Source organism: Hydrocarboniphaga effusa AP103 (assembly GCF_000271305.1).
Taxonomy (GTDB): Bacteria; Pseudomonadota; Gammaproteobacteria; order Nevskiales; family Nevskiaceae; genus Hydrocarboniphaga; species Hydrocarboniphaga effusa.
Window position 1 is genome coordinate 1 of sequence record NZ_AKGD01000002.1, and the last position, 22,110, is coordinate 22,110.

General features: G+C 66.9%; 22 protein-coding genes. 17 read left to right on the forward strand and 5 right to left on the reverse strand.

Translation table 11 applies throughout. From position 1 onward, the window contains the following. Positions 1-132: 132 nt before the first annotated feature. The 4 genes from WQQ_RS11430 to WQQ_RS11445 form a co-directional block, all read right to left on the reverse strand. On the reverse strand, positions 133-681 hold the full coding sequence (locus WQQ_RS11430) for an MSMEG_0567/Sll0786 family nitrogen starvation N-acetyltransferase (protein WP_007185332.1): 549 nt from the start codon (positions 679-681) through the stop codon (positions 133-135). Positions 682-685: 4 nt separating this feature from the next. Continuing rightward, entirely contained in the window at positions 686-1,759 is a 1,074-nt protein-coding gene (locus WQQ_RS11435; protein WP_040454279.1) for an MSMEG_0568 family radical SAM protein, read from the reverse strand. Between the two features lie 70 nt (positions 1,760-1,829). Further along, on the reverse strand, positions 1,830-2,813 hold the full coding sequence (locus tag WQQ_RS11440; RefSeq protein ID WP_007185334.1) for a Nit6803 family nitrilase: 984 nt from the start codon (positions 2,811-2,813) through the stop codon (positions 1,830-1,832). A 110-nt stretch (positions 2,814-2,923) separates the two neighbouring features. Next, a complete protein-coding gene (locus tag WQQ_RS11445; RefSeq protein WP_007185335.1) occupies positions 2,924-3,406 on the reverse strand; it encodes an MSMEG_0572/Sll0783 family nitrogen starvation response protein in 483 nt (160 codons plus the stop codon). A 398-nt stretch (positions 3,407-3,804) separates the two neighbouring features. Here WQQ_RS11445 and WQQ_RS11450 point away from each other — a divergent pair, with 398 nt between their 5' ends. From WQQ_RS11450 to WQQ_RS23025, 11 genes are all read left to right on the forward strand, one after another. Further along, on the forward strand, positions 3,805-5,205 hold the full coding sequence (locus WQQ_RS11450; RefSeq protein WP_007185337.1) for an aminotransferase-like domain-containing protein: 1,401 nt from the start codon (positions 3,805-3,807) through the stop codon (positions 5,203-5,205). Positions 5,206-5,216: 11 nt separating this feature from the next. Beyond that, positions 5,217-5,753 (forward strand): gluconokinase, encoded by a 537-nt coding sequence (locus tag WQQ_RS11455; RefSeq protein WP_157534665.1) that lies wholly within the window; start codon positions 5,217-5,219, stop codon positions 5,751-5,753. Positions 5,754-5,808: 55 nt separating this feature from the next. After that, the gene (rsmD, locus tag WQQ_RS11460; RefSeq protein ID WP_007185339.1) at positions 5,809-6,402 is read left to right on the forward strand and encodes a 16S rRNA (guanine(966)-N(2))-methyltransferase RsmD; all 594 of its coding nucleotides are present in this window, start codon (positions 5,809-5,811) and stop codon (positions 6,400-6,402) included. Between the two features lie 34 nt (positions 6,403-6,436). Beyond that, on the forward strand, positions 6,437-6,940 hold the full coding sequence (gene coaD, locus WQQ_RS11465; RefSeq protein WP_007185340.1) for a pantetheine-phosphate adenylyltransferase: 504 nt from the start codon (positions 6,437-6,439) through the stop codon (positions 6,938-6,940). 37 nt (positions 6,941-6,977) lie between these two features. After that, the gene (locus WQQ_RS11470) at positions 6,978-7,994 is read left to right on the forward strand and encodes a bile acid:sodium symporter family protein (protein WP_007185341.1); all 1,017 of its coding nucleotides are present in this window, start codon (positions 6,978-6,980) and stop codon (positions 7,992-7,994) included. 11 nt (positions 7,995-8,005) lie between these two features. Further along, positions 8,006-8,296 carry a YfhL family 4Fe-4S dicluster ferredoxin gene (locus tag WQQ_RS11475; RefSeq protein WP_007185342.1) on the forward strand — a complete coding sequence of 97 codons (291 nt, stop codon included), beginning with the start codon at positions 8,006-8,008 and terminating at the stop codon, positions 8,294-8,296. A 161-nt stretch (positions 8,297-8,457) separates the two neighbouring features. Further along, positions 8,458-10,128 (forward strand): gamma-glutamyltransferase, encoded by a 1,671-nt coding sequence (gene ggt / locus WQQ_RS11480; protein WP_007185343.1) that lies wholly within the window; start codon positions 8,458-8,460, stop codon positions 10,126-10,128. Between the two features lie 118 nt (positions 10,129-10,246). Further along, the gene (locus WQQ_RS11485) at positions 10,247-10,879 is read left to right on the forward strand and encodes a MotA/TolQ/ExbB proton channel family protein (RefSeq protein ID WP_007185344.1); all 633 of its coding nucleotides are present in this window, start codon (positions 10,247-10,249) and stop codon (positions 10,877-10,879) included. Positions 10,880-10,889: 10 nt separating this feature from the next. Further along, entirely contained in the window at positions 10,890-11,273 is a 384-nt protein-coding gene (locus WQQ_RS11490; protein WP_007185345.1) for an ExbD/TolR family protein, read from the forward strand. Next, positions 11,270-11,680: an ExbD/TolR family protein gene (locus WQQ_RS11495; protein WP_007185346.1), complete on the forward strand. Its 411-nt coding sequence runs from the start codon at positions 11,270-11,272 to the stop codon at positions 11,678-11,680. The genes WQQ_RS11490 and WQQ_RS11495 overlap by 4 nt, the downstream gene beginning before the upstream one ends. Positions 11,681-11,693: 13 nt before the next feature. After that, positions 11,694-12,365, forward strand: a complete 672-nt coding sequence (locus WQQ_RS23025; protein ID WP_007185347.1) for a TonB family protein — start codon at positions 11,694-11,696, stop codon at positions 12,363-12,365. 46 nt (positions 12,366-12,411) lie between these two features. On the opposite strand, the gene xth is transcribed toward WQQ_RS23025, so the two are convergent. After that, on the reverse strand, positions 12,412-13,176 hold the full coding sequence (gene xth / locus WQQ_RS11505) for an exodeoxyribonuclease III (protein WP_007185348.1): 765 nt from the start codon (positions 13,174-13,176) through the stop codon (positions 12,412-12,414). A gap of 304 nt (positions 13,177-13,480) precedes the next feature. On the opposite strand from xth, the gene WQQ_RS11510 reads away from it, so the two are divergent. From WQQ_RS11510 to WQQ_RS11535, 6 genes are all read left to right on the forward strand, one after another. After that, a complete protein-coding gene (locus tag WQQ_RS11510; RefSeq protein WP_007185350.1) occupies positions 13,481-14,362 on the forward strand; it encodes a 4-hydroxy-tetrahydrodipicolinate synthase family protein in 882 nt (293 codons plus the stop codon). 165 nt (positions 14,363-14,527) lie between these two features. Then, entirely contained in the window at positions 14,528-15,151 is a 624-nt protein-coding gene (locus WQQ_RS11515; RefSeq protein WP_007185351.1) for a TIGR02466 family protein, read from the forward strand. A gap of 10 nt (positions 15,152-15,161) precedes the next feature. Then, positions 15,162-17,732, forward strand: coding sequence for a fused MFS/spermidine synthase (locus tag WQQ_RS11520; protein ID WP_007185352.1), 2,571 nt, complete (start codon positions 15,162-15,164; stop codon positions 17,730-17,732). Positions 17,733-17,903: 171 nt separating this feature from the next. After that, on the forward strand, positions 17,904-20,174 hold the full coding sequence (locus WQQ_RS11525; RefSeq protein ID WP_007185353.1) for a hypothetical protein: 2,271 nt from the start codon (positions 17,904-17,906) through the stop codon (positions 20,172-20,174). Between the two features lie 92 nt (positions 20,175-20,266). Further along, complete coding sequence (locus tag WQQ_RS11530) at positions 20,267-21,130, forward strand: peptidyl-prolyl cis-trans isomerase (RefSeq protein WP_202800656.1); 864 nt, start codon at positions 20,267-20,269, stop codon at positions 21,128-21,130. Then, positions 21,127-22,080 carry a HupE/UreJ family protein gene (locus WQQ_RS11535; RefSeq protein WP_007185355.1) on the forward strand — a complete coding sequence of 318 codons (954 nt, stop codon included), beginning with the start codon at positions 21,127-21,129 and terminating at the stop codon, positions 22,078-22,080. The genes WQQ_RS11530 and WQQ_RS11535 overlap by 4 nt, the downstream gene beginning before the upstream one ends. Positions 22,081-22,110 lie beyond the last annotated feature (30 nt).

The following is a 22,110-nucleotide window of genomic DNA, read 5'->3' on the forward strand; positions in this document are numbered from 1 at the left end:
GTGCGTCACCAGGGTGTGCTTTCTCTTGGTTACTTCTCTTTGCACAAGCAAAGAGAAGTAACGCCCGACCGGCGAGGTCAAAACTCTCCGTTCGCAACGACACCCGCGCGGTAGCCCCAACAGGCGCCATCGCTAAGCCGCCATCCGAACGCTGCTATAAAACCGCAACTCGTTCAAATCACGAGGCGCATAAACCGCAGCCGCCAGATCCGCCTCCATCAACACATGCGGCCTGCCTTGCACCACCACCGCCTCCAGCGATCGCCAATGCAAGCGCTCGAACAGCCGCACGTTCTGCACCTGCACGGTTGCCAAGAACCGCGAACAACCCCGCGCATGCGCCGTGCTCACCGCATGAACGATCAACTGCGTTCCCAGCCACGCCGCCCCGCGATAATGCGCATGCACGGCCAGCCGCGATCCGTACCACAAGCCGTCATCGGAAGCGCGATGGATGCGCACCGTCCCCACTACGTCCTCGGCCATGCCGGCGACACAGGCGATCGCCGCGATCGAAATCGCCCGCTCGTCGATCGCATCGCGATCATCGTCCTCGAACACCTGCTGCTCGGCGCAGAACACCGCGCGCCGCAGTGCGAGGCAGCCGCGCTGCTCCCAGCTGTTCTCGACGTGCTTGACGATGTATTCGCCCGGAATGAACGGCGTCGGCGCAATGTTCATTGGCTCACTTCTTCTCGTAGGCGGACAAGGACGAGCAGGCGCCGCAACGCCCGCAACCGGCCTTGATGTCGGCCGACTTCAGGCCGCCCTCGACGAGCATGCGGCCGAGCGGTTCGACGATGGCCCGCATGAACATCGGATCGGGCGAAGGATGGTTTTCGAGCGGCGTGCCCGAGTTCGGAACGAAGGGCACCACGAACGGATAAACGCCGATCGCGATGAGCCGCTCGCACATCTCGAGTATCGCTTCGCGCGTGTCGCCGAGGCCCGCCAGAATGTAGGTGCTGACCTGCCCGCGACCGAACACCTTCACCGCGTCGGCGAAGGCGGTCATGTACTGCTCGATCGTCACCGTGGCCTTGCCGGGCATGATGCGTTCGCGCACTTCGGGCGTGACCGCTTCGAGATGCATGCCCAGGCTGTCGACGCCGGCGGCTTTCAGGCGCGAGAACCAGATCGGGTCATCGGGCGGCTCGCATTGCGCCTGGATCGGCAGATCGACCGCCGCTTTCACGGCGAACGCGGACTCGCACAAAATCTCGGCACCGCGATCGGTGAAGTTCGGCGTGCCGGTAGTCATCACCATGTGCTTGACGCCGTCGAGTTCGACCGCGGCTTTCGCCACTTCGGCGAGCTGCTCTGGCGTCTTGCGATTGATCGTGCGGCCGTTGGCGAGCGATTCGCCGATCGAGCAGAACTGGCAGCTCGTGCTGCGGCGTCCGTAGCGGATGCAGGTTTGCAGCACGGTGGTCGCGAGCACGTCGTGGCCGTGCAGCTGCGCGATCTTGCCGTACGAAATGCCGTCCGCGGTTTGCAGCCTGGTGAATTTCGGTTGCTTCGGAAAGCTGATCGTTGCGAGCTTGCCGCCGTCGCGATGCAGGCGCACGCGGCCTTCGGCATCGGGCGCATCGGCATAGAACGGCGATGCCGCCGCTGCGCCCGTATGCACCGGAATCATCACCGTGTGGCCGTCGATGGTCACGGCCTTGTGATCGGACGGCCCTGCGCCGCCGCGACGGCTCGGCGCGCCGGCATCGAGATCGGCGAGGCGCAAGCCTTTCGACTGCAACTCGGTGATCAGTTCATTGATCGATGCGCCGATCGATGCCTCGACCGGTTCTGCGTCGAGCTTCAACGAGGCAGCAGCGTCATTCGGCAGCGGACGGTTCATCGCTCGTGCTCCGTGGCAGCGAAAGGGAATCGGATGAGGACAGATGCCGCGGCGCGGCGGCGCGTGCATCGAGGTTCAGCGACAGCAACTCCGGTCGCGCGTAGTGGCCGACCGAATCCATCATGCGTTTGCGCTTGGTGACCAGCGCCATGTCGAGCGTGGCCACGACCATGCCTTCGCCTTCGCGCAGGGGCTCGACCACGTGCTTGCCTTCGGGCGAAATCACCGCGCTGTAGCAGCCGCCGCGCATCGCCTTCTGCAATTGCGGATCGGGCGTGATCTGCGCGATCTGCTGTTCGCTCAGCCAGCCCGTCGCATTGACGACGAAGCAGCCCGATTCGAGCGCGTGATGGCGCATCGTCACTTCCATCTGCTCGGCGAAGATCGGGCCGACCAGCGAGCCGGGAAACTGCGAGCAATGGATCTGCTCGTGCTGCGTCATCAGCGCGTAGCGCGCGAGCGGGTTGTAGTGCTCCCAGCAGGCGAGCGCACCGACGCGGCCGACGGCGGTGTCGACGACTTTCAGGCCCGAGCCGTCGCCCATGCCCCAGACCATGCGCTCGTGATACGTCGGCGTGATCTTGCGACGCTTGAGCGCCAGCGTGCCGTCGGCGTCGAAGATCAGCTGCGTGTTGTACAGCGTGCCGTGGTCGCGCTCGTTGACGCCGAGCACGACCACGGCCTTGTGCTTGCGTGCCGCAGCCGCCACCGCATCGGTGGCCGCGCTCGGCACCGTCACCGCCTCTTCGTAAAGCTTCAAATGCGCCGGGCCCATCTGCACGGCCGGCGTGATGAACGAAAAGTACGGGTAGTACGGCACCACGGTTTCGGGAAAAACGACCAGCGTCGCGCCGCGTTCGGCGGCTTGCGCGATCGCATCGCAAACCTTGGCGATGGTGCCTTCGCGGCTGCCCAGTACGGGCGACAGCTGCACGGCGGCGACGGTGACGGAGTGGCTCATGACGGCGCTCGGTGATGAATCCAGCACGGCGGGTCGCGACCCGCCCTACGCAGCGGTCGCAGGGTGGGTTGGCGCGTAGCGCGTCACCCACCACCACGACGCCCCGTTCCTTACAGCGTCCAGGTATCCAGAATGAAAGCGCCGGCCTTGCGATGCAGCAGGATCAGGTCGAGCACGTCGAGCGGATTGATCGGGCGAATGCCCGGCTGCAACGAGGGTTCGCCGTGGCCGTAGAGCGCCTGCAGTGCGAAGCGGCAGGCGTAGACCTTGCCGCCTTCGTCCATGAAGGCCTTGAGCTGGTTGTTGAAGTTCTGATGGCCCGGAAACGCTTCGTCGCCGATCTTCGGAAAACCGCGCTGCACGCCGAGCGTGACGCCGGGGCCGTAGAGCAGCACGGCGGTTTCGAAGCCCTTGCGCTGCAAGCGCTTGGCCTGCAGCAGATTGACGAGGCCGATGGAGCCTTCGAACGCCACGGTGTGGAACGTGATCAGCGCTTTTTCGCCGGGGTCGGCTTTGACGTCGGGAAACACTTTCTCTTCGTAGTCGACGAAGAAATCGCCTTTCTCGTGAGCGGGTTTGTTGACTGCGGGCATGACGGTCTCCGGTGGGTTTGATGGACCGTCGCGTCTCGCGCCGGCCGCTTGCTGCACCGGAACAAGGGCAACCGATGTGCCATTGATCGCACGATCAAAGCGCCTGCGATGCGATCAATAAGAGACATTACGGAAGCGATTCGAAAAATTTTTCGAGCTGTTTTCTAAAGATCGGAAGTGTTGCGCATTGATCGCATGCGTTTCCGACTTCGCTCGCGGAATGCCGGACCCGACGTGTGCCTCGGCGCGGTGCGGGAATGGCCCGTGACGGGGCAATCGAGCACCATCATTGATCGCATTGAAATGCAATCAAAAAGCAACAATTTTCGGAATGTTGCGGCTATAGTGCGATCACTTCATCCCGCGCTCGCACCGCACTTCGGAAGCCTCACGACTCCATGTCCAACGAAGCCAGCCGCTGGGCCGCCGCCATCCGCGCGAGCGACAAGCCCGCCTATCTCGCCATCGCCGACGCGCTCGCCGACGACATCCAGTCCGGCAAGCTCGCCGCCAATCAACGCCTGCCGACGCTGCGCGTGCTCGCCACGGCGCTCAAGCTCAACTTCACGACCGTCGCGCGTGGCTATGCGGAGGCGCAGCAGCGCGGGCTCATCGATACGCGCGCGGGCAGCGGCACCTTCGTGCGCGAAACCGTGCGCAGCGGGCCGGTGCGGCGAGCCACGTCGAACGTGCTCGTCGACATGACCATGAACATGCCGCCCGAGCCGCAGGATCGCGCGCTGCTCGCCCGGCTGCGCGAGGGCATGAGCTCGCTGTGGAACGAGAGCGATGCCTATGCGCTGCTGCGCTATCAGGAATTCGGCGGTCACTTCGATGATCGCGAAGCCGGCGCGCACTGGCTCGCGCCGAACGTGCCGGGCATCAACGGCTCGCGCGTGCTGGTCTGCCCGGGCGTGCAGGGCGCCTTGTTCGCGCTGTTCACGGTGCTCGCGCGGCCCGGCGACGGCATCGCCTGCGAGGCGGTGACCTATCCGGGCATCAAGGGGCTTGCGGCCCAGCTCGGCATTCGCCTGATCGGCCTGCCGACCGATGACGAAGGCATCGATCCCGAAGCCTTCGGCGCGCTCTGCGCGTCCGATCTTCCGAAGGCGCTGTACCTGAATCCGACCTTCAACAATCCGACCACGGCGACGATGTCGCGCGAGCGTCGCGAGGCGATCGCCGAGATCGCGCGCCGCTACAGCGTGCCGATCATCGAGGACGATCCCTACGGCATGCTGCCGGTGAAAACGCCGGTGTCGCTCGCCGCGCTCGCGCCCGAGCTGACGTTCTACGTCACCGGCTTCGCCAAGTGTCTCGGCGCGGGATTGCGCATCGGCTACGTGACCTTGCCGAACGCGCGCTACGCCGCGCGTGTCGCGGCCGCGATGCGCACGACCACGGTCATGGCCTCGTCGTTCATGGTCAAGCTCGCGACGCGCTGGATCAACGATGGCACCGTGCAGGCGGCGACGAATGCGATTCGCGAAGAATCCAGGCTGCGCCAGCAGATGGCGCGCGAGGTGCTGCGCCAGGCGCGCTATCGCTCGCAGCCCGAAGCCTTCCACTTGTGGCTCGAGGTGCCCGAGCCGTGGACGCGCATCGAGTTCGCCACGCATCTGCGCGCGCACGGCGTCGGTGTGGTGGTGTCGGATACCTTCACGGTGACCGGGCCCGCACCCGAAGCCGTGCGTGTCTGCCTCGGCGGACCGGCGAGCCGCGAAGAGTGCCGGCACACGCTCGAAATCATCGAAGACGCCATCGAGCAATCGCCCGCGATGGCCTCGCGGGTGATGTGATGACGACGACGATGAAGACGGCGTGCGTGATCGTCTGCATGGGCGTTTCGGGCAGCGGCAAGAGCACGCTCGGGCGTTTGCTCGCCGAGCGGCTCGGCTGGCGTTTCATCGAGGGCGACGAGCTGCACACGCCCGGCAATCTCGCCAAGCTCGGCGCCGGCGTGGCGCTGACCGACGAGGACCGCGCGCCCTGGCTCGCGGCGGTCGCGCAGGTGATCGACGATTGTTTCGCTTCGGCAGACTCGGCCGTGGTGAGCTGCTCGGCGCTGCGGCGACGCTATCGAGACCGCATTCGCGGCGCGCACGCGCAGGTCGGCTTCATCCAACTGCATGCGGACGAGGCGCTGCTGCGCGAGCGGCTGGTGCGGCGGCGCGATCACTTCATGGCGGTGTCGCTGCTGCGCAGCCAGTTCGAAACCCTGGAGCTTCCGCAGCCCGACGAGCCGGCGCTGAGCCTCGATGTGGCAGCGCAGCCGCTCGCGGCGCTCGTCGACCGGGCCGAGCCCTGGGTGCGAGGTTTGGAGCAAAGCTTCAAAATCGCCGAATGACTCTGCTTCGCTCTGACTTCAGCTTCACCGCGCCCGTCGCGACGGGTGCCCGCGCATGAGCCGGCGACCGCTCGGCAAGCTGCGCATCATCGGCGGCCAGTGGCGTAGCCGCATCGTCGATTTCGTCGACGGTGACGGCGTGCGGCCGACGCCCGATCGCGTGCGGCAGACGCTGTACGACTGGCTTGCGCCGTACATCGAAGGCGCCGAGGCGCTCGACCTGTTCGCGGGTTCGGGCGCGCTCGGGCTCGAGGCGCTGTCGCGCGGCGCGGCCTTCGTGACCTTCTGCGAGCGCGGAGCCGAGCAGGCGCAGGCGATTCGCAGCGCGCTGCAAAAGCTCGGCGCCCACAACGCGCAGGTGCGGCAGGACGAGGCGCTTTCGCTGCTGGCCCGCGAAACCCGGCAATACGATCTCGTGCTGCTCGATCCGCCGTATGCGAGCCCGCTGCTGCAGCAGGCGCTCGATGCGCTGCCGGCGCGGCTCAAGGCCCACAACCGCGTCTACCTGGAATGGCCGCGTGGCCAGCCGCCGCAGCTCGCCGCGGGCTGGAGCCTGCTGCGCGAGAAGCAGGCCGGGCAGGTCTGCTTCGGGCTCGCGAGCTGGAGCGCGCCTTCGGAGCCGCCGGCCGGCGATCCGGCCCTCGGGTAGACTGGCCGCCCGAGCCATCAGCGGAGACCGAACGGTGAACAGCCTGCCGCCCATCGTCGCGGCCTACAGCGGCACCTTCGATCCGGTGACGCTGGGCCACAGCGACATCATCCATCGCGCCGCGCGCATGTTTCCGCGCCTGATCGTCGCGGTGGGCCACAACGTCGCCAAGAACCCGCGCTTCTCGCTCGAAGAGCGCGTGGCGCTGATCCAGCAGGTGGCCTCCGATCTGCCGAACGTCGAGGTCAAGGGCTTCTCGGGCCTGGTGGTCGATTTCGCGCGCGACAACGGCGTCAACGTGCTGGTGCGCGGCGTGCGCACGGTGGTCGACGTCGACTACGAAAAGCAGATGGCGGTGATGAACCGCGATCTGTATCCGCAACTCGACACCGTGATGCTGACGCCGGCGCCCGAATACGCGCACCTGTCGTCGAGCCTCGTGCGCGAGCTCGCGAGCCTGGGCGCTCCGGTCGAAAAACTGGTGCCCAAGGCCGTCATCAAGCCGCTGCTCGAACGCTTCGGCCGGCCTTCGAATTGATTGATGGCTGAGTGATGCCCCGAGCGGTTTTACCGAAGTGAAGACGCTGCTGAACCGCCTGCCGGTCGACGGCTTCGTGCTGCTGATGATCGGCACCGTGGTGCTCGCCGCGCTGGCGCCGCAGATCGGCGCGAGCGACGGTCCGCTGCATCTGGACGTGGTGACCGAATTCGGCGTCGCGCTGGTGTTCTTCTTCGCGGGCGCCGGGCTGTCGTTCGCGAATCTCAAAGCGGGTGTGACGAACTGGCGGCTGCACCTGCTCGTGCAGCTGTCGACCTTCGGCGTGTTTCCGCTCATCGGCATCGCCTTCATGCTGATCGGCCGCGGCTGGCTGCCGGAGGGCCTGCTCGCCGGCTTCTTCTATCTGTGCGCGCTGCCGTCGACGATCTCGACCTCGATCGCGATGACGACGATGGCGCGCGGCAATGTCTCGGGCGCCATCTTCAACGCCACGCTGTCGAGCCTGCTCGGCATGGTCGTCACGCCGCTGCTGGTGAACCTGTTCCTGCATGTGGGTGGCGACGGCGGCGCATCGGGCGGCTCGATGCTCGACCAGTTCAGCAAGATCGCGACGCAGCTGTTTCTGCCGCTGGTGGCGGGGCAGATCGCACGCCGCTGGATCGGCGGCTGGGTGGCCCGCAACAAGTCCTTCGTGAGCAAGTCGGATCGGCTGGTGATTCTGCTGATCGTCTATTCGGCCTTCTGCGATTCGACGCAGGCCGGCATCTGGTCGCAGTACGGGGCGATCACCTTGCTGCAGACCGGCGTGCTCGCGCTGATCCTGCTCGCACTCGCGCTGAGCGCGACGATGTTCGCCGCGCGGCGCTTCGGCTTTTCGAAGGAAGACGAAATCGCCGGCGTGTTCTGCGGATCGAAGAAGAGCCTCGCGGTCGGCATTCCGATGGCCAAGCTGCTCATGGGCGACACGCCGCTCGGGCTCATCGTGCTGCCGATCATGTTCTATCACCAGCTGCAGCTGATGGTCTGCACGGTGATGGCCCAGCGCTACGCCGCGCGCGCGCAGCCCGGCGCAGACGGCGTGCCGGCCCGCTAGGAACGCAGACGATGTCGCTCAAGATCACTGACGAGTGCATCAACTGCGATGTCTGCGAGCCCGTGTGCCCGAACCAGGCGATCTACCAGGGCATCGAGATCTATGAGATCGACCCGTCGCTTTGCACCGAATGCGTCGGCCATTTCGAGGTGCCGCAGTGCCAGCGCGTGTGCCCGGTGAACTGCATTCCGCTCGATCCCGAGCACGAAGAGTCGCGCGAGCAGCTGCTCGACAAGTATCAAAAGCTGGTGGCGCTGGCCAAGCTCGAGCCTGCGTCGCCGCCTGATGGAGATGAGGCATGAAAGGGATGGTCATCCGGTTGCTCGAGCTGGCGCTGCAACTGAATCATCCCCTCTCCCGCGTGCGGGAGAGGGGCAGGGGTGAGGGAGCGCTGTTGGGTGATCGCGTGCGCTTTTCGGGCAGCGCTCCCTCTCCCGCACGTGGGAGAGGGGAACAGCGTGTTGTGGCTGCGCTGCTGCTTTGCTGCGGTTTTGCACTCAACGCACAGGCTGCCGAACTTGCCACCAAGCCCACCGCCTACGCCGTCGCGAGCGCGCATCCGCTGGCGACCGAGGCCGGGCTCGAAGTGCTCGCCGCGGGCGGCAACGCTTTCGACGCGGCGGTCGCGGTCAGCGCGGCGATCGCGGTGGTCGAGCCGACCGGATCGGGCATCGGCGGCGGCGGTTTCTGGCTGCTGCATCGCGCGGCCGACGATTTCGAAACTTTCGTCGATGGCCGCGAAACCGCTCCGCTCGCCGCGAGCGCGACGATGTACCAGGACGCAGCGGGCAAGGCCATCGACAAGCTGTCGCGCGACGGCGCGCTGGCGGCCGGCATTCCGGGCGAACCGGCTGCGCTCGAACATCTCGCCAAGACCTACGGCAAGCTGCCGCTGGCGCGGTCGCTCGCGCCGGCCATTCGCTATGCGCGCGATGGCTTCGCCTGCGACGACAAGCTCGCCGATGCCTTCGGCTACAGCTGGAAGCGGCTCTCGCCGGCCGCCAAGGCGACCTTCGCGGTCGATGGTCAGCCGCCCAAGACCGGCGCCCTGCTGCGCCAGCCCGAGCTCGCGGCCACACTCGAACGCCTCGCCGCGCAAGGTCGCGATGGCTTCTACAAAGGCGAAACCGCGCGCCTGCTGCTCGCCGGCGTGAAGGCCGAGCGCGGCATCTGGACCGATGAGGATCTGCAGCGCTACGCCGTGATCGAGCGCAAGCCGGTGGAGCTGCATTTCCGCGACTACCGCATCGTCACCTCGCCGCCGCCGTCGGCCGGCGGCATCACGCTCGGCGAAGTGCTGCAGCAGCTCGAACTGCTCGATTTCAAGGGGCTGAGCAAAGGCGGTGTCACCGCCAGGCATCAGCTCGTCGAAACCCTGCGCCGTGGCTATCGCGATCGCGCGGCGTATCTCGGCGACCCGGATTTCGTGCAGGTGCCGACGGCCGAGCTGCTGTCGCGCAGCTACGCGCGCGAACTCGCTGCGAGCGTGACGCCGAACAAGGCCACGCCGAGCAGCGTGCTGCCGCCCGCCAATCCGTACAAGGAAGGCGACAACACCACGCACTTCTCGATCCTCGACGCCGAGGGCAATCGCGTGGCGGCGACGCTGTCGATCAACCTCTCGTTCGGCTCGGGCTACATGCCGCCCGGCACCGGCGTGTTCCTCAACGACGAGATGGACGATTTCGCCGCCAGCGAAACCGCGAGCAACGCCTATGGGCTGATCGGCTCCAAGGCCAACCTCGTCGCGCCCGGCAAGCGCCCGCTGTCGTCGATGACGCCGACCTTCGTCGAAGGCCCGCGCGGCCTGCTGGTGCTCGGCACGCCGGGCGGCAGCCGCATCATCACCATGGTCTTGCTCGGCCTGCTCGATTGGATCGACGGCGGCTCGGTGGCCCATCTGGTGGCGCTGCCGCGCATTCACCATCAATATCTGCCCGACGTGGTCGAGTTCGAGCCCAACGCCCTGAGCGCCGAAGAGCAGCAGGCGCTGCGCGGCATGGGCTACGAGCTCAAGCAGTCGCGCACTTACGGCAACTTGCAGGCCGTGAGCTGGGACCCGAAGAGCGGCGTCGTCGAAGCGGCCTCGGACCCGCGGGCGGTCGGCCAGGCCAAGGTGGTTCCGGCGCGTTGACGTGTTCTGTTCCTGTCTCCCGCGTGCGGGAGAGAGTCCCGCCGAAGGCGGGGAGAGAGGGGCTTTCGACGTTGCCGTTCGAGCCCGACAAAAACGCAGCAAACAAGAGAACTAGGGAATGTCACAGGCTTTGGAATGGTTGCGGCTCGGCGGGCCGACCATGGCGGTGTTGCTGCTGCTGTCGGTGGCCACCGTCACCATCGTGCTCGTCAAGCTGTGGGAGTTCTGGGACCAGCGCATCTGGGATACGCGCTTCGTGCCGCGCGTGATCGAATCCTGGCAGCGCGGCTTCGCCGACCAGGCGCTGTCCGCCATTGCGGCTTCGCCTTCGCCGCTGGCCGAAGTCATGCGCGAGGCGATCACGCTGCGCGTCGACGACACGCTCAACGATGCCCAGGCGCGCGAGCGCATCGAAAGCTTCGCGGCCCAGCGGCTCGACGCCTTGCGTGGCCTGCTGCGCCCGCTCGAAGTGATCTCGCAAATGGCCCCGCTGCTCGGCCTGCTCGGTACCGTCGCCGGCATGATTCAGGCGTTCCAGCAGCTGCAGGCCGCCGGTGATCGCGTGAGCCCCGCGATCCTGTCGGGCGGTTTGTGGGAGGCGCTGCTGACCACCGCGGGCGGCCTGGCGATCGCCATCCTCGCGCTCGCCGCGTTCAACTTCCTCGAACGCCAGGTCGAGCGCCTGCAACTGCGCATGGAGGCCGTGCTCACGCAGCTGCTGACCTCCGGCCCGGCGCTGCGCGGCAGCTGAGTTCGCCTTCGTGCGCCTCGCCGCCAGGCCGCCGCGCCGACGCAACACCATCGTGCTGACCTCGCTGGTCGACGTGATGTTCGTGCTGCTGTTCTTCTTCATGCTGGTTTCGAACTATGGCGACTGGCGCAGCTGGAGCCTGGCGCTGTCGAATCCGGTCGACGCGGCGAGCGGCGAATCGCTGGTGATCGAAGTGCTCGGCGACGGCCGCTACCGGCTGGCCGGGCAGAGCGCCTCGGTCGGTGAAGTGGACGCCGCCTTGCGTCGTGGCCCGGTGCGCGCGGTGCTGGTTCCGGGCGCCGGCGTGAGCCTGCAGCAGGTCGTCGACGCGCTCGACACGCTCAAGCCCTCGGGCGCCGAACTCACGCTCGGCCGCGCGGCCGAAGCGCCATGAAGCTCGCGACGCCCAAGCCGCGTTCGTCGGTCTCCATCGACATGGTGCCGATGATCAATTTCGCGTTCCTGCTGCTGATCTTCGTGATCCTGGTCGGCGCGATCGCCGCGCCCGACGCCTTGCCGGTGAATCCGCCGCGTTCGAACGCAAGCGCCCAGCAGCAGCCCGACCCGGACACCGTCGTCATCGATGCGAGCGGCCGCGTCGCCTTCGAAGGCCAGATCGTCGAGCCCGACGAACTGCTGCTCAAGGCGCAGAGCTGGCAGGCCGGCGCGGGCGACCAGGCGCTGATCGTCAAGGCCGATGCCGAAGCGCAGGCCGAGCGCGTGGTGGTGATACTCGAAGTGCTGCGCGCCGCTGGCGTGATCCGGGTGCAGCTGCTGACGACGCAGCGCGGCGGCGGCTGAGGCCTGGCCGGCCGTGAAGACGGCGCTCTCGCTGTACGTCGCGATCGCGGTGCATCTGCTGATCCTGCTCGGACTGGTGCTCGGTTCGGGCAGCGGGTCGCAGTTGCCGTTCGGCGTAGGCAACGGGCTCGGTGATGGCAAGTCCGAGCAGGCTGCGCCGCTGGCATCAGAGGCGGACAAGCCAGCTGCTGCGTCGCCATCGCAGCAGCAGCCGCAGCAGAATCCGAGTCCGGAACGCATCGCCGACAGGCTCGGGCTCGCAAGCAAGCCCGTGCAGCTGGGCAGGCCCGCCGCATCCGAAGCCACGCCGCAGACGTCGGCCGGGATTTCGTCTGCGCCGCGCACGAACCAGAGCGGGGCGCCCATCGCAGCGGGCGCATTCGCCAGAAGTGGTGGCTCTGCCGGCGGTGGACGCGGGGGCTATCTGGCCGACCTGCGTCGTCACCTCGACCGGCATCGCCGCAGCCTGCCCGGCGTGCTCGCCTCGGCGCGCAGCGAAGTGGCGTTCACGGTCGCGGCGGACGGCGGCGTTTCGGCATTGCGCCTGCAGAAAAGCTCCGGTGTCGCCGCACTCGACCAGGAAGCGCTCGCTCTGCTGCGACGCGCCGCCCCGCTGCCGAAGCCGCCCGATGGTTTGACGCGCGAGCTCATCGTCCCGGTCTCGGTTGGCGCTCCGCGCCCGTAGGGTGCTTGGCGGCGCGGACGCGTCAGCCGCCGTCGTTGCTCGGCCCTCAGTCGAAGACCGCGATCACCGGCGCATGGTCCGACGGCCGCTCGAGGCGGCGTGGGACCAGGTCGATCGTCACCGCCGTGAGCGTCTGCGCGAGCACGGGCGAGGCGAGCACGTGGTCGATGCGCAGGCCCATCTTGCGGCGGAAGGCCATCTGCCGGTAATCCCACCAGGTGAAGCGATTGCCCTCGGGCGTCTTCTGCTCGAAGCAATCGACTAGGCCCAGCGCCAGCAGCTTCTGCAGAGCTTCGCGCTCGAGCGGCGAGCACAGCACGTCTTCAGCCCAGGCCACCGGGTCGTAGACGTCGGCATCGCCAGGCGCGATGTTGAAATCGCCGACCACGGCGAGCTTGGGATATTTCGTGAGCTCCACACGCACGTACTCATGCAGGGCGGCGAGCCAGCGCAGCTTGTATTCGTACTTCTCGCTGCCGACGGACTGGCCGTTGACGACGTAGCAGTCGATCACGCGCACGTCGCCGATGGTGGCCGCGATCACGCGCTTCTGCGGATCGTCGAAGCCCGGAATGTCGCGCGACACGTCCTGGGGTGGATCGCGCGCGAGGATCGCGACGCCGTTGTAGGTCTTCTGCCCGTTGGTCACCGCATGCCAGCCGGCGGCCGCGAGTTCCGCATGCGGAAACGCCGCGTCTTCGAGCTTGAGCTCCTGCATGCCGAGCACATCGACGGGATTGGCGGCGAGCCAGTCGAGCAGATGCGGCAACCGCACGCGCAGCGAGTTGACGTTCCAGGTGGCGATCTTCATCAGGCATCGAGCGATGGATTTGAGGTGCATGATGCCACGCGGCAGCGCGCTCCTCGATTGACGCTGCGTTTGGCGCCCGGGGATACTGCGCGCATGTCCATCGTTCGCGCCTTCCTGTTCTGCACGCTGCACGGCTTCGCCGCCGCGTCCGGCTGCGCGAAAGACAAAAAACCCGCGTCCTCCTGACCGGGCGCGTGTCCCGTCAGGTTCGCTGACGGGCGTTTCATCCAAGCGTTTTTCTGATCCTTCGAACCCCTCGCGAGCCTGGCCTTTTCGGTCGGTTCTTTCGTCATGGGAGTTTGAAATGAGCAGTACTGCCGCAACTGATTTTTCCGGCATCTGGGTGCCGCTGGTGACGCCGTTCTCGGCCGACGGATCGGTCGATCACCCCGCCTTGAGGGCGCTCGCGACGAAGCTCGCGCCGGATGTGGCGGGCTTCGTCGTCTGTGGGTCGACCGGCGAGGCGCATGCGCTCGACGAGCGCGAGCAGCTGGCAGTGCTCGACAGCGTGCGGGCCGCGGTGCAGGGCGCGCGCATCGTCATGGGCCTGGGCGGGCCGCATCGCGGACGCCTGCACGAGCAGCTCGCGGCCTTGCGCGAGCGTCCGCTGGCCGGCCTGCTGGTGTCTCCGCCGTATTACGTGCGGCCCTCGCAGGCCGCGATCGTCGATTACTTTCTGGATCTGGCCGATCGCGCGGCTTGCCCGCTGATCGCCTACAACATTCCGTATCGCACCGGTGTGGCGATGGAGTTCTCGACTTTCGAGCGCATCGCAAGGCACCGCAACATCGTGGCGGTGAAGGACTGCGGAGGCAGCCCGGCGCTGACGCTCGACCTGATCACGCGTACGCCGCTGCAAGTGCTCGCGGGCGAAGACGGCAACATCCTGAGCACGCTGTGCGCGGGCGGCGTCGGCGCCATATCGGCTGCGGCGCATGTGTTCCCCGAGCGCTACACCGCACTCTTCGAGGCCATTCGCGAGCAGCGCTCGAACGAGGCGCGCGAGTTGTTTCATGGGCTCTGGCCGCTGATTCAATTGCTGTTCGAAGAACCCAATCCGGCCGGCGTCAAGGCGGCGCTCGCGCATCAGGGGCTCATCGATGCGCGCTGTCGCGCGCCGATGGCGGCTGCGACACCGCCCATGCGCGAGCGGCTTGCGGCCAGGCTCGCCGCGATGGGCGCCTGAGCATCGCCTGCATCGCTTGAGCGCTCGGCAGCGCGGGCCGGTCGCACGCGGCCGGCCCGCGGCTGACACGAAACGATCATCTGCGCCGGGCACCATGGCACGTTCCGTGGTGCCGCTGGCGGCCGCGGTCATCGGCACACGATCGGCAAAGAGACTCGACGCGGCATGGATGAAATCATCGGCCTGTTCCCGACGCCCTTCCTGCGCGCGCGGGCGACGCTGGGCCCTGCACTCGTCAAAGGCCTGGCCGAGCATTTCGGCCGCAACACCACCAACGAGAACAACTCCTCGACCAGGCTCTCGCACACGGCGATGCTGCAGCCGAGCGAAAGCCCCCTGTTCTCCGAGGCGGCCGGGCTCATCACGCCGAAGATCATCGAGTTCGGCGCGCAGCTGTTCGGCGAGCAGATGGGCTGGGCGATCAAGGAAATGTGGGTCAACGTGCTCGAAAACGGAGGGCACCAGGCCATGCACACGCATGCCAACAGCTTCGTCTCGGGCGTGGTGTATCTGACGCCGGTGCATGCATCGGCGCAGACGGTGTTCATGAAGTCGCCCGGCGGCAGCGAGTTCATCTTCAAGAACGATCATGCGCGCACCAAACCCGGCGCCTACAACGCCGACAAATGGGTCAGCCCGGCGCCGCAGCCCGGCGACCTGGTGCTGTTTCCGAGCTATCTGATGCACGCGGTGCCGCACAACCAGGGCGAGCGGCGCATCACGCTGTCGTTCAATGCCATTCCGCTGCGGCTCGACTCCTGGGGCTACACGATCCGTTTCGGCGCTTGAGTCATCGCTCATGTGGCGCGTGAAGGCTTCGCTGCTGGTGATGGCGGCTTCCGGTTTCGCCGGGCTGGGCTATCAGATCGTCTGGACGCAGCAATGCGCGCTCTGGCTCGGCCACGAATCGGCGAGCGTGCTCGCGGTGGTCGGCGCCTTCTTCGGCGGGCTCGCCGCCGGCGCGCTGCTGTTCGGATCGCGCATCGAAGCCAGTGCGAAACCCTTGCGCTGGTACGTCGGCTGCGAACTCGCGATCGCGGCCTGGAGTCTGGTGCTCGCACTGGCGATGCCGTGGATGAGCGATGGTTTGCTCGGCCTGATCGGAGCGCAGCCATCACCGCCCTGGCAATGGGCGGTGGCGTTCGCTGGAAGTTTTTTGCTGCTGCTGCCGGCGACAGCGGCGATGGGCGCGACCTTGCCGGCGATGGAAAAGCTCGCCGCGCAGTGGCAGCGCCGCGGCCGCTCGATCGCGCCGCTCTACGCGAGCAATACCGTCGGCGCGGTCTGCGGCGTGCTTGCGATCGCGTTCTGGCTGGCGCCCGAACTCGGCTTGCGGCGCACGGCGGCGGTCTGCATCGCGCTCAATCTGCTGTGTGCGTTCGGAGCCGCCTCATTGTTTCCACAGCGCGCGACGGCTGCGATCGCGCCGGCCGGCGGCGAGGCACGCCAGGCTCGTTCGCTGCTCATCCGGCTCGCGGCGACCGGCCTGCTCGGCATCGGCTTCGAAGTGCTGGTGGTGCGCGTGCTCAGCGAAGTCGCCGAAGACACCGTGTACACCTTCGCCTTGCTGCTCGCGGTCTATCTGGTCGGCAGCGCGCTCGGCGCCGCGGTTTATCAGCGACTGCGATCACGCGTGCGCGATGCGGAGCGCTTCGGCGATGCGCTGCTTGCCGCGCTCGCGGTGAGCTGCCTGCTTGGCACTGCGAGTCTGTGGTACGCCGATGCGCTCAAGCAGCAGTGGCTTGCGCTGTTCGGCTTCGGCATGCGCGCCGCGCTGAGCGTCGAAGCGCTGCTCGCGCTCGGCGTGTTCGCATTGCCGACGCTGTTCATGGGCGCGGTGTTCAGCGATCTGAGCAATCGCGCGCATGCGGCCGGCGTGCCGTTCGGCCGCGTGCTCGGCGTCAACACGCTCGGGGCGGCGGCGGCTCCGCCGCTGTTCGGCGTGCTCGCGCTGCCGATGCTCGGGCCCAAGTTCGCACTGCTGCTGCTCAGCGCAGGCTATCTCGCGCTGATCGCCGCGCGTCGCTGGCGTTCGCCGATGCTGTGGTTGCCGGCGGGTGTGGCGTCCTTGCTGGGTCTGCTCGCGCCTGCACTCGCGATCGTCGAGGTGCCCGAAGGCGGACACGTGGTCGAGTACCGCGACGGCGTGATGGCCGCGGTCAGCGTGGTCGAGGATGCGCAGGGGGTGCGTCGGCTGCGCCTCGACAATCGCCAGCAGGAAGGCAGCAGCGCGAGCCTGCGCGTCGATGGGCGCCAGGCCTGGCTGCCGATGCTGCTGCATCCGCAGCCACGGCGTGCCTTGTTCCTCGGGCTCGGAACCGGCGTCACCGCCTCGACCGCCGCGCTCGATACCGCCGTCGAAGTCGATGCGGTGGAACTGTTGCCCGAGGTCATCGATGCCTCGAAGCACTTCGCCGATGTCGTTTCGGCACAGCCGAATCCGCGCCTGCATCGGATCGCGGCCGACGCGCGCCGCTACGTGCGGGCGAGCGAGCGGCGCTACGACGTCGTCGTCGCCGACAATTTCCATCCGGCGCGCAGCGGCTCGGGCTCGCTCTACACGGTCGAGCATTTCGCGGCGGTGCGCGAGCGACTGAGCGACGACGGCCTGTTCTGCCAATGGCTGCCGCTGCATCAGCTCGACAACGAAACGCTGCGCAGCATCGTGCAGTCGTTCGTCGTGGTCTATCCGCACGCCAGCGCGATGTTCGCGAGCAACAGCCTGCAGACGCCGGTGCTCGGGCTCGTCGGCCGGCGTGACGACGGAGGCTTCGACTTCGAATCGCTGGGCCGCAGGCTCGCGAGCGTGCGGGCCGAGCGCATGCCGGCCGAGTTCGGCATCGAGGACGAATTCGCGCTGCTCGGTGGTTTCGTCGCGGGCCCCGCCGCGCTGAAGGCCTTCGCGGGTACTGCGCCGGCCAATACGGACGATCACCCGGTGGTGGCCTATCGCGCTCCGGCGATCACCTACGCGCCCGATTCGCTGCCGGGCGATCGCATGATCGAACTGCTGCGGCAATGGCGCATCGAGCCACGGGAACTCCTCGGCCCCGCTGTCGGCGCGGACCCTTTGCATCGGCTCGCCGCGTACTGGCGCGCGCGCGATCGCTTCGTCGAATCCGGCCGCGCGGTGCAGCCTTCACCCGACGCGCGCCGGATGCTCGCGCAAGTGCGTGAGCCGCTGCTCGAGGTGCTGCGCACGAGCGCGGATTTTCGTCCGGCCTACGACCCCTTGCTGTCGATGGCGCGCACTCTCGCAGCGGTCGACGAGCGTGCCGCCCGCAACTTGCTCGAACGGCTCGCCGAGCTCGCGCCCGCGCGCGCGGAAGCGCCGGAGCTGCTCGAAAAAATGGCTCCGCCAGCCCCTTAAATAAAAATTTAGGCTCCTGTTTGGGAGGCAGTTGCCGGATGCCGCGATCGATATAACCAAAACGTCACGGTCTGGTCATTCAGCCCACAGACACTCCCGCCGCTACTCGTGCCGCGATTCGTCACGGCTCGCCGGTAGAACAACTTTTCCAAAAGATTTGGGAGTACAGGGATGAAGATGAGCGGCAATTTCAGCAAGACCCAGATGGCCCTCGCGGTGGCCGCTGCGGTCGGTGCGGGCGCGGCGATGACGCCGGGCAGCGCCGAGGCGGCGACCGGCCATTACGTGGCGGGCGATTTCCACAACCACACGACCTGCTCGGACGGCGCCGTCTCGATGCAGAAGATGATCGGCAAGTCGACCGACAAGGCCGACGGCAGCTTCGGCCTCGACTGGTTCGTCCAGGCCGGACACGGCGGCAGCGGCAACCGCAACTGCACGCTGGTCGAAGACGAGAGCCTGACCACCCCGGTGTACCCGTACGTCGCCGGCCAGGGCCCGACCACGACCTGGCTCAACAGCTCGCCTGCGGTCCAGCCCAAGGGCCTGGTCTCGGGTTCGGGCAACAGCCGCAACATGTGGCGCTGGCAATCGATCCAGGAGTACCAGTACCCGGTCAACGAGTACCTCGGCACCCTGAAGAAGATTCCGGTGTTCACCGGCGTCGAATCCAACGGCCCCGGCCACGAACACATTTCGATGGCGGTCATCACCGGCCAGATTCCGGCTTCGCTCGACAAGCCCAAGGCCACGCTGCCGCAGGGGCCGATCGTCGCCCCGAACACCAGCCGCTATACCGCGGTCGGCAACGCCGACGCGCTGGCGCAGTGGGAGTACTGCTTCGACCGTAACGACACCGACACCAGCCGCGGCAACGCGGTGGTCGGCAGCTCGGTCGGCAACAACTGGGACTGCTCGGTTCCGGGCCTCGCCAATTCGGCCGACGTGAGCTGGAACGCCACCGCGCTGAAGCTGATGCCGGCTTCGGGCACCGGCACCGGCGACCGTGGCCACGCCAAGTCGCTCGCCTCGCTCGAGTGGATGGAAGCCTTCCATCCGGAACAGTCGTACTACGTGCCGGCTCACCTCGAACGTCCGGGCCCGTTCAACCCGAACGGCAACAACGGCTACAACATCGAGCACCTGCGCGACTTCAACAACGCCGCTCCGCAGGTCGCCTTCGGCTTCGAAACGCAGCCGGGCCACCACGCTTCGGACAACCGCGGCGAATACTCGGTGGGACGCAACAACTTCGGTAGCGGCGTCGGCCAGGTCGACTCGGTCGGCGGCACCACCTACGGCGGCACCGGCGTCTACGGCGCGGTGGTCGGCGGCGTGTGGGACGCGCTGCTCGGCGAAGGCCGCAACTGGTGGTTCTTCGGCAGCTCCGACTGGCACAACCGTGGCCAGTTCAGCCCCGATGACCGTCGCTCGACGCAGGACTTCTACCCGGGCGAATACCAGCACAACTACACACTGGTGCGCGACCGCAAGAACCGCCAGCAGCCGCAGGACATCGTCGACGGACTGCGCACCGGCAACACCTTCGTCACCGAAGGCGAGCTGATCGATCGCCTGTCGTTCGTCGCCTGCGTCGCCAAGCCGGCCGAAGGCGGCAAGAACGAAGCGCGCGTCAACGAGATCTCGCTCGAAGCCGCCGCCAACAACGAAGCGCTCGGCGTGAAGGGCTGCGCCACCATGGGCGAGAAGCTCGTGGTTCCGGCCGGTGCGGACGTGATCGTCTCGATCGTCGTGCGCGATCCGGCGGGCACCAACTTCTCCCCGTACACCTTCCCCAACCCCTCGCTCGCCCAGGTCAACATCACCCAGCCGATCAACGCGCCGGTGCTCGACCACGTCGACCTGATCCGTGGCCTGGTGACGGGCTACAAGAGCCCGAGCTCGGGCGAGTACTACGGTGAATGGCCGCGCAACACCGCCTGGCTGAAGGAAGACGGCACCACCGCCGATCTCTCGGTGGTTCCGGCCGGTGCGAAGAACCTCAGCGCCGCGGTCGTCAAGACCTTCGGCAACGGCGGCGCCAGCGCCTGGAAGCCGGTGCTTTCGCCGGTCGACGGCAGCACCTTCCTGCAGATGAGCTACCGCATTCCGGCGGTCAACGCATCGCAGTACGTGCGTCTGCGCGGTACCAACCTGCCGGCTTCGGTTCCGTATGAAACCGACGCCAACGGCAACCCGCTGGCCGACGTCTACACCAACGCCGGCAACACCGCCCGCCTGGCCATTCCGTGCAACACGGCGCACAGCGCGAACAGCCAGTTCGACGGCTGCCCGGATCACCTGCCGACCGCGTCGGCCGGCCCGATCTCGGGCAAGAAGGCGGTGGCATACGACGTCGCGGCCTGGTCCGACCTGTGGTTCTACAGCAACCCGATCTACCTCGAAGCGGTGGGCGGCACGGCTGTGGCGGGAGTCCAGTAAACACCGATGGCGAGTGTTTGAAGCTGCATGAGCGCCGCGCGATTTCGCGCGGCGCTTTTTTCGTTTTCTTAGTCGAAACAGATCAGAGCCGCATGTCCACACTGCATTCCACCTCCAACCAGGGTTTCTCCACCTCCTCGATCCGCTCCGCGTCCGCGACGAGTTGGCTGCGCGAGCCGCTGCTGCATTTCGTCCTGCTCGGCGCCCTGCTGTTCGGGCTCGACCATCTGTTGCTCGAACCCGAGAGCGACGGGCACCTGATCGTTGTCGGTCCGGAGGTCGATGCCGAAGCGGTCGCGACTTTCGAGCGCATCCGCGGGCGCAAGCCCAACGTCGAAGAGCTCAATGCCCTGCATCGCATCTGGCTCGACAACGAAGTGCTTTATCGCGAAGGCCTGGCGATGCAGGTCGACAAGGGCGATCCGGCGATCCGCGAACGCGTGATCTTCAAGGCGCTCAGTGTCATCGACGCCAACGTCAAGCTGCCGCCGATCGACGAAGCCGAGCTGAAAAAGTGGTTCGAGGCCCGCCACTCCAAGTACGACGAGCCGGCGCGCTACGATTTCCAGGAAGCGGCCATCTCGGGCGACCACTCCGAAGCGGCCGTGCGCGATTTCGTCAAGGCGCTCAACAACGGCACGCCCGGTGATGCGCAGGCCGGATTGCGCGTGTTCAAGGATCGCCCGATCGCCAATCTCGTGCAGGCCTACGGCGCCGATTTTCCCAAGCAGCTCGAAGCGGCGACGGTCGGGCAGTGGCAGCCGATCCAGACGCGCGACGGCTGGCGCGCGATTCACGTCGATGCCGTCAAGGCTCCGGTGGCTGCCGACTTCGACAAGCTGCGTCCGGTCATCTATCAGGATTGGAAGGACGCGACGGCCTCCGAGCAGCGCTCGGCCGCAGTCGCCGAATGGGCCAGGAAGTACCGCATCGAATACCCGGCGGTTGCGCCGTGAACGGCCTGCTTCGTTGGGCCTGTGCCGCGATCCTCGCGCTGCTGCCGGCCTGGGCGCATGCGCATGAAATGACCATGGCCGAGATGGAAGTTCGCGAGATGGTGCGTGGCGACTTCCTCTGGCAATGGTCGGCGGTCAGCGACAAGCGCCCGGAAGAACTGGAGCTCAGGCCGATCTTTCCGCAGAGCTGCAGAGTCGACGAGAAGATGCTGCATTGCGGTGACGGCGGCCTGCGCGGCACGCTCGAGATCGTCGGCGTCGGCAAGGGCTATTCGGCCGCGATCGTGAAGATCACCTGGCTCGACGGCCAGACGCGCGTGTTCACGCTGACCGGCGGCCAGCCGAGGATTCAATTGTTCGGCGGAGCCGAGGACGAGCGCGGCAATGCGGAGATCGCCAAGGCGTATTCGATCCTGGGTGTCGAGCACATTCTGTCGGGCTTCGATCACCTGATGTTCGTGATCGGCCTGCTGTTCCTGGTCGGCTTCAACAAGCGCCTGCTGTGGACCATCAGCGCCTTCACGCTCGCGCACAGCATCACGCTCGCACTGAGTTCGCTCGGCCTGCTGACGCTGCGTCCGCCGCCGGTGGAGGCGACGATCGCGCTGTCGATCATGCTGGTCTCCGCCGAGGCGATGAACCCGAAGCTCACACTCTCGCGCCGCTTTCCGGCCGCCGTCGCGTTCCTGTTCGGCCTGGTGCACGGCCTCGGCTTCGCCGGTGCGCTCAAGGAGATCGGCCTGCCGCAGCACAACCTGTTCATGGCGCTGCTGAGCTTCAACCTCGGCGTCGAAGCCGGGCAGCTGCTCGTGGTCGCCGCGGCGTTCGTGCTCTACAAGCTGCTGTCGCGCTTGCCGCGTTTCGGGCTTGCACGCAAGCCGGCGCTTTATGCGATCGGCAGCGTGGCGGCGTACTGGTCGATCGGTCGCATCGTCGGCATCTTTTACTGATGGACTGATGGACTGATGGACTGATGGACT